This window comes from Nonomuraea sp. NPDC049695, assembly GCF_040674955.1.
In the GTDB taxonomy this organism is placed as follows: Bacteria; Actinomycetota; Actinomycetes; order Streptosporangiales; family Streptosporangiaceae; genus Nonomuraea; species Nonomuraea helvata.
Genome location: NZ_JBFANV010000007.1, coordinates 223493 through 229984, shown reverse-complemented (window position 1 = coordinate 229984; position 6492 = coordinate 223493). Strand labels below are relative to the sequence as shown.

7 protein-coding genes are annotated in these 6492 nt (G+C 70.1%); 3 read left to right on the top strand and 4 right to left on the bottom strand.

Annotated elements, in window-relative coordinates; all coding sequences use genetic code 11:
* Positions 1–108: 108 nt before the first annotated feature.
* Complete coding sequence (locus tag AB0J64_RS09675; RefSeq protein WP_364023321.1) at positions 109–945, bottom strand: SDR family oxidoreductase; 837 nt, start codon at positions 943–945, stop codon at positions 109–111.
* A 49-nt stretch (positions 946–994) separates the two neighbouring features.
* On the opposite strand from AB0J64_RS09675, the gene AB0J64_RS09670 reads away from it, so the two are divergent.
* Complete coding sequence (locus AB0J64_RS09670) at positions 995–1471, top strand: MarR family winged helix-turn-helix transcriptional regulator (RefSeq protein ID WP_364023318.1); 477 nt, start codon at positions 995–997, stop codon at positions 1469–1471.
* 4 nt (positions 1472–1475) lie between these two features.
* On the opposite strand, the gene dnaN is transcribed toward AB0J64_RS09670, so the two are convergent.
* The 3 genes from dnaN to AB0J64_RS09655 all read right to left on the bottom strand — a co-directional run bounded on the left by dnaN (position 1476) and on the right by AB0J64_RS09655 (position 4750).
* Positions 1476–2573: a DNA polymerase III subunit beta gene (dnaN, locus tag AB0J64_RS09665; protein WP_364023315.1), complete on the bottom strand. Its 1098-nt coding sequence runs from the start codon at positions 2571–2573 to the stop codon at positions 1476–1478.
* A gap of 102 nt (positions 2574–2675) precedes the next feature.
* Positions 2676–3323: a response regulator transcription factor gene (locus tag AB0J64_RS09660; RefSeq protein ID WP_364023312.1), complete on the bottom strand. Its 648-nt coding sequence runs from the start codon at positions 3321–3323 to the stop codon at positions 2676–2678.
* A complete protein-coding gene (locus tag AB0J64_RS09655) occupies positions 3323–4750 on the bottom strand; it encodes a sensor histidine kinase (RefSeq protein WP_364023309.1) in 1428 nt (475 codons plus the stop codon). The genes AB0J64_RS09660 and AB0J64_RS09655 overlap by 1 nt, the downstream gene beginning before the upstream one ends.
* A gap of 109 nt (positions 4751–4859) precedes the next feature.
* Here AB0J64_RS09655 and AB0J64_RS09650 point away from each other — a divergent pair, with 109 nt between their 5' ends.
* Both AB0J64_RS09650 and AB0J64_RS09645 read left to right on the top strand, forming a co-directional pair.
* On the top strand, positions 4860–5765 hold the full coding sequence (locus tag AB0J64_RS09650) for an ABC transporter ATP-binding protein (protein ID WP_364023306.1): 906 nt from the start codon (positions 4860–4862) through the stop codon (positions 5763–5765).
* A complete protein-coding gene (locus AB0J64_RS09645; RefSeq protein ID WP_364023303.1) occupies positions 5762–6490 on the top strand; it encodes an ABC transporter permease in 729 nt (242 codons plus the stop codon). Before AB0J64_RS09650 ends, AB0J64_RS09645 begins: the two co-directional genes overlap by 4 nt.
* Positions 6491–6492 lie beyond the last annotated feature (2 nt).

Sequence of the window (6492 nt, the reverse complement as noted above, 5' to 3'; positions counted from 1 at the left end):
GTTGCCGAACCGTTCATGGCATCCACCATCGCCGACCGCTCTGATACGGGGCCGTTGCCGTCCTGACGCGGCCGCTGACACGACACCGCATGGTCAGCGGCGCACATGTCATGGGCGGAGCTGGGCGGCGTGGTCGCGGGCGAAGTCGGCGAACGACCGGGCCGGGCGGCCCGTCACCTTCTCGAAGTCCGGGGTCGTGTAGTCGCCCCACCCCGCCGAGTACGCCGTGAGGTACTCCTGGGTGACCGCTGCGATCCACGAAGGCAGGCCCGCGTCCAGCATCGACCGGCGAACGTCGTCGGGCGTGACCGGCTGGTAGGCGATCGGCGTCCCGTACGTCCTGGTGAGTTCGGCGGCGGCGTCTCGTAGTGAGATGCTGGCCGGGCCCGTGAGAGTGTAGGTGCTGCCCCTGTGCTGTGCGGGGTCGCGAAGGACCGCGGCGGCGAAGTCGCCGATGTCGCGTACGTCGATCATGCCGAGCCGGCCCTCGCCCGTCCCGCCGTACAGGGTGTCGCCGTTGACCGAGCCGAGAAGGTTCTGCATGAAGAAGGCCGGGCGGATGACGGTCCAGTCGAGGCCCGAGGCCGCGAGCTCGACGTCCGACAGGGCGTGCAGGCGGCCGTTGCGGGTCGGTGCGTCATGGGCGGCGCCGATGGCCGACATGCGCACGATGTGGCTCACCCCTGCCTTTCGGGCGGCCCAGACGGCGTTCATGCTGGCGTGCGGCGCCTGCGGGCCCATGGCGGTCAGCAGCCAGAGGGTGTCCACGCCCTCGAAAGCCCGGTCGAGCGTGGCGGGGTCGTCCAGGTCGCCGACCGCGACCTCCACGCCCGACGGCGCCTTGGCCGCGTCGCGCACCAGGACCCGTACGTCCGGGGTGCCGGTCAGGGAACGAAGGACAGCGCTGGAAACGGTGCCGTTGGCACCAGTGATCAAGATGCTCATGCAGACGACAATATAGTAAGATTCAGTGACAATCAAGATTGATGACTAAATGGAGGATGTGACGGTGCGCAGGAGCCGGCGCAAGCAGGACGAGCCCGATCTCGGCATCCTGTCGAGCAGGACCCTTTTCGGCCTGCAACACGAACTGTTCGAGACGCTCGCCGAGCAGGGACATCCCAGGCTGAGGCCGCGGCACGGGGCGGTGATGGCGTACCTGGACGAGGAGGGCAGCAGGGCCACCGACCTGGCCGCGCAGTCGGGCCAGCACAAGCAGGTGATCGGCACGCTGGTGGACGAGCTGGTGGAACTCGGCTACGTGGAACGGCAGCCTGACCCGGCCGACCGCAGGGCCAAGCTCATCGTGCCCACCGAGAAGGGGCGCGACCACATGGTCAAGTCGGACGCCGTCATCGCCGCCATGGAGGCGGAGCACGCGAGTGCTGTGGGCGAGGAGGCGTACACGGAGTTCAAGAGGGTGTTCAAGCTGGTCGCCGAGCGCCAGGCGGGCGCGGGCCGGCGGAAGTGACGGCTCAGGCCTGGCGCAGGGACATGACGAGGTAGCGGAAGGCGGGCTGGGCGTCGCCGGGCACGTCCTGGATCAGGGCGGGCCTGGTCGGCGACTCCATGTTGATGCGGGCCAGCTCGCTCTCGATCCCGGTCAGCCCGTCGAGCAGGAACTGCGACTGGAAGGCGATCTGGATGTCGTCGCCGCGCAGCTCGCAGTCGACCACCTCGGCGCCGCGCCCGATGTCGCCGCCGCCCGCCTGGATGAGCACCTGCCCCTGGCTGAACGACAGCCGGATCGCGGTGTTGCGCTCGGCCACCAGGGCCACCCGCTTGATCGCGTTGACGAACGGCGTCACCGCCACGTCGGCCCTGATCGACCAGTCGGAGGTCAGCCGGGAACGGTAGTCGATGAACTGCTCGTCGAGCAGCCGCACCGTCGTGCTGCGGCCGACGCTCTCGAACCCGGCCACCCCGTCGCCCATCGCGATCGACACCTCGCCGCCCCGCAGCGACTTGGCCACCTCGACCAGCACCTTGGCCGGGACCATGGCGGAGACGGAGAGGTCGGGGCCGGCCGGACGCCAGGTGAATTCGCGGGCCGCGATGCGGTAGCGGTCGGTGGCCGCCATCGCCACGGACTCGCCCTCGATGTCGACCCTGATGCCGGTGAGCATGGGCAGCGTGTCGTCCCGGCTGGCGGCGGGCGCGACCTGGCCGACGGCGGAGGCGAACACGCCGCCGCCGATGGCGCCGATGCTCGGCGGCATGGTGGGCATGGTCGGGAAGTCCTCGACCGGCATCGTGATCAGCCCGAACTCCGCGCTGCCGCAGGTCAGGACCGCCTCGGGGCCCTCGGTGACGATCTCCACGTCGTCGGCGGGCAGGCTCCTGCTGATCTCGGCCAGCAGCCGCCCCGGGATGAGAACGCGGCCTTCCTCGGCCACGTCGGCGTCGATCGCCGCCCTGGCCGAGACGTCGTAGTCGAACGCGGACAGCGTCAGCTCGTCGCCCGCCTCCAGCAGCAGCCCGGACAGGACAGGCACCACAGGCCGGGCGGGCAGAACCCGGGCGGCCCACGCCACCGCATCTGCCAGAACATCGCGGTTAACCCGGATCTTCACCTGTTACCACCCCTTCGTCGCGCCGTCCCTCTATGAAAATATCCGGTGCGACTGACAAGTCCGGGCGGTCCAGGTGAATGAGCCCACAGGGCCCCTAAAGATCTAGCGGCTGTTGAGATAGGCGAGTACGGCGAGCACGCGGCGGTTGTCGTCGTCCGACGGCGCGAGCCCCAGCTTGGCGAAGATGGAGGCCGTGTGCTTGGCCACGGCGCTCTCGCTGAGGTAGAGCCGCTGGCAGATGGCGGCGTTGGAGCGCCCTTCCGCCATGGCCTCGAGCACCTCCCGCTCGCGCGGCGTGAGCGCGGCCAGCGGCTCGTGCCTGGCGTTGCTGGCCAGCAGCTTGGCGATCACCTCGGGGTCCATGGCCGTGCCGCCCTCGGCGACCCGGCGTACGGCGTCGATGAACTGCCCGGCGTTGAAGACCCGGTCCTTGAGCAGGTAGCCGATCGCGCCGGAGCCGTCGGCCAGCAGCTCGCGCGCGTACAGCTGCTCGACGTGCTGGGACAGCACGAGGATCGGCAGCCCCGGCACCTTCTCCCTGGCCGCCAGCGCGGCCTGCAGGCCCTCGTCCGTGAACGTGGGCGGCAGCCGTACGTCCACGATCGAGACGTCGGGCCGGAGCTCCAGCAGGCCCTTCAGCAGCTCGGGCCCGCTCTCCACGGCCGCCACGACGGAGAAGCCGTGGGCCTGGAGCAGGTGCACCAGCCCGTCCCTGAGCAGGTAGAGGTCTTCAGCGATCAGTACGTTCATCAGCACGACAGTCTGGTCGGCAGGACACGTTCGTACCAGCGCTCGCGGTGGTGGTTGGAGAGCCAGAAGGCCATGACGTACATGAGGGTACCCAGGAGGATCATGCCGACGATGACCGGCCACTGCCAGGCCTCGGGCATGTACAGCGCGAGGAACCAGGTCTTCTCGTCGACGTCGAAGATCTTGAAGATGCCCGCCACGAATCCCTGCGGGAACGTCGGGCACCAGGCCGTGCCCCAGAGCAGGATGATGAGGGCTGCCTTCCAGCGCGGCATCTTGGGGACCTTGCCCGCCCAGTGCTCGGGCAGCACCCGCGGCAGGCCGAGCGTCACGGTGGTGGGGCCGCCCGGCGGGCTGTGCAGGGCGAGCACCCCGTCGAAGGCGGCCAGCCGCCGCTCGATGCCGGACAGACCGCTGCCCTTGGCCGGGTCGGCGCCGCCCATGCCGTCGTCGGTGACCGTGACACGCAGGTTCGGGCCGTCGGAGCTGATGTCCACCGTCGCCGAGCGCGCGTCGCCGTGCCGGGCGGCGTTCGAGAGCAGCTCGCTGACCGCGAAGTACACCGCGGCCTCCACCGGCGCCTCCGGCCGGTGCGGGAGATCGACGTCCACCGTGACCTGCATCGGGCTGTCGATGGCGAGCGCGCGCACGGCGTCGGCCAGCCCGCGCTCGGCCAGCACCGGCGGGTGGATGCCGCGGATGAGCCGGCGCAGCTCTGTCAGCGTGTCGGAGGAGGCCTCCCTGGCCTTGGAGAGCAGCGCCTTGGCCGCCGAGGGGTCGTCGTCGACGAGCTGCTCCACCGCGCCCAGCGTCATGCCGATCGCCACCAGCCTGGCCTGTGTGCCGTCGTGCAGGTCGCGCTCGATCCTGCGCATCTCTGCCGCCTGCGAGTCGGCGGCCAGGTTACGCGTCCGCTTGAGGTGGCTCACCTGGCTCGCCAGGCGGCTGGCGGCGGTCGCGCCGAGCAGCAGCTCGCTCCAGAAGGCGTAGACGCGCAGGCCGCGCTCGGGGACGAGGACGAACAGCGGCATCAGCGCCACCTTCACCGCCGGGTCGAGCGCCAGCCAGGCCAGGTCACGCCAGGTCGCGGGGTCGCTGATCAGCCACTTCCACCGGTTGTTCCAGGCGGGGACCCGCGGCGTCTTGTAGAGGGTCCGGTCCGAGCGGTACATGCCGTCCGCCTGCGGCACCGGGGGCGGGGGCTCGGGCAGGTACGGCGGCTCGATGCCGACGCCGGTCCACTCCTTCACCAGCCGCCGATTGAGTCCGGCGAGCCTCCTGACCATCATGACCTGCGGCGGGAACAGGAAGACCATGCCGACAGCCAACGAGAGCGTCAGCATGCCGATGCTCAGCGCGATCGCGGGCGCCTCGATGACGAGGAGCCCGAGCAGCGCCAGGACCTGACCGAACCTTCGCAGGAGCATGCCCCCAGTCTGAGCCAAGGGGTCCGGACTCACCATTGCACTTAGATACACCCTTGGGCGGCATCCAGCCGGATTCCCCGACAAACCCCGTGTTCCTAGCGTCGATGGCATGAAAGTCATCGAAGTCAGGAACCTGCGCAAGCAGTACCCGAACCACCTGGCGGTCGAGGACGTGTCGTTCGAGGTCGCGGAGGGTGAGATCTTCGGCATCCTCGGCCCGAACGGCGCGGGCAAGACCACCACCGTGGAATGCGTGGCCGGCCTGCGCAAGCCGGACGGCGGCACCGTACGTGTGGCCGGGCTGGACCCGCAGCTGAACAGGGGCGAGCTGCGGCACGTGCTCGGCATGCAGCTGCAGAGCGCGGCGCTGCCGGAGAAGCTCAAGGTGTGGGAGGCCATCGACCTCTACGCCTCCTTCTATCCGGACCCGGCGGACTGGCACGAACTGCTCGAACGGGTCGGACTCGCCGACAAGCGGGACACGGCGTTCAAGAACCTCTCCGGCGGCCAGCGCCAGCGGCTCTCGGTCGCGCTGGCCCTGGTGGGCAGGCCGCGCGTGGCGGTGCTCGACGAGCTGACGACCGGACTCGACCCGCAGGCCCGCAGGGACACCTGGGAGCTGGTCAGGGACGTACGCGACTCCGGCGTGACGATCGTCCTGGTCACCCACTTCATGGAGGAGGCCGAGCGGCTCTGCGACCGGCTCACGCTCATCGACAGGGGCAAGGTGGTCGCCACCGACACGCCCGCAGGGCTCATCGCCCAGGTGGGCGGGGAGCAGCGGGTGAGGTTCCGGCCGTCGGCGCCCCTCGACGACGGCCTGCTGCTGGCCCTGCCCGAGGTGCGCGAGGTCGCCAGGAGCGGCGACCAAGTCGTGGTGAGCGGTACGGGCAACCTCGCCGCCGCCGTCACGCTCGCCCTGGCCCGGCACCAGATCGTTCCAGGAGACCTGCGGATGGAGCAGGCCACGCTCGACGACGCGTTCCTCGCGCTCACCGGAAGGAAGCTGTCATGAAGCTGCTGCTTGTGGAGACCAAGCTGCACCTGCGCGAATGGCCGTTCCTGATCTTCACGATCGGTCTGCCGGTCGCGCTCCTGGCCGTGCTGGGCCTCAGCATCCCGTCGATGACCGAGCGGGTGGCGTCCGGCGAGAGGTACGTGGACACGCAGATGCCGAGCATGATGACGCTGCTCTCACTGCTGATACTGGCCTGCAACGTCATGCCGGCGGTGCTGAGCGCGTACCGCCAGCAAGGGGTGCTCAGGCGGATGTCCACCACGCCCGTGCACCCGGGACGGCTGCTGGCCGCGCAGCTCCTGATCCACCTGGGAGTCGGAGCGGTCTCCACGGCCGTGCTGATCGTGACGGGCTCGCTGGTCTTCGGCTCGGCCGCGCCGCGGCAGTGGGTGGGGTTCGTGCTGGTCTTCCTGCTCGGCAGCGCGGCGTTGCAGGCCATCGGGCTGGTGATCGCCGCGCTGGCGCCCAACCCGAAGGTCGCGTCCGGGGTCGGGTCGGTGGTGATGTTCCCGCTGATGTTCCTGGCGGGCATGTGGGTGCCGCGCGACATCATGCCCGACGCGCTGCGGGCGGTCAGCGACTACTCCGTCGCGGGACCGTTCGCCGAGGCGCTCAGGGACACCTGGGCGGGTCACCCGCCGGAGACCGCGCACCTGGCGGTCGTGGGCGCCGGTCTCCTGCTCTTCGGCGGGCTGGCCGCGCGGCTGTTCAGGTGGGAGTGAGG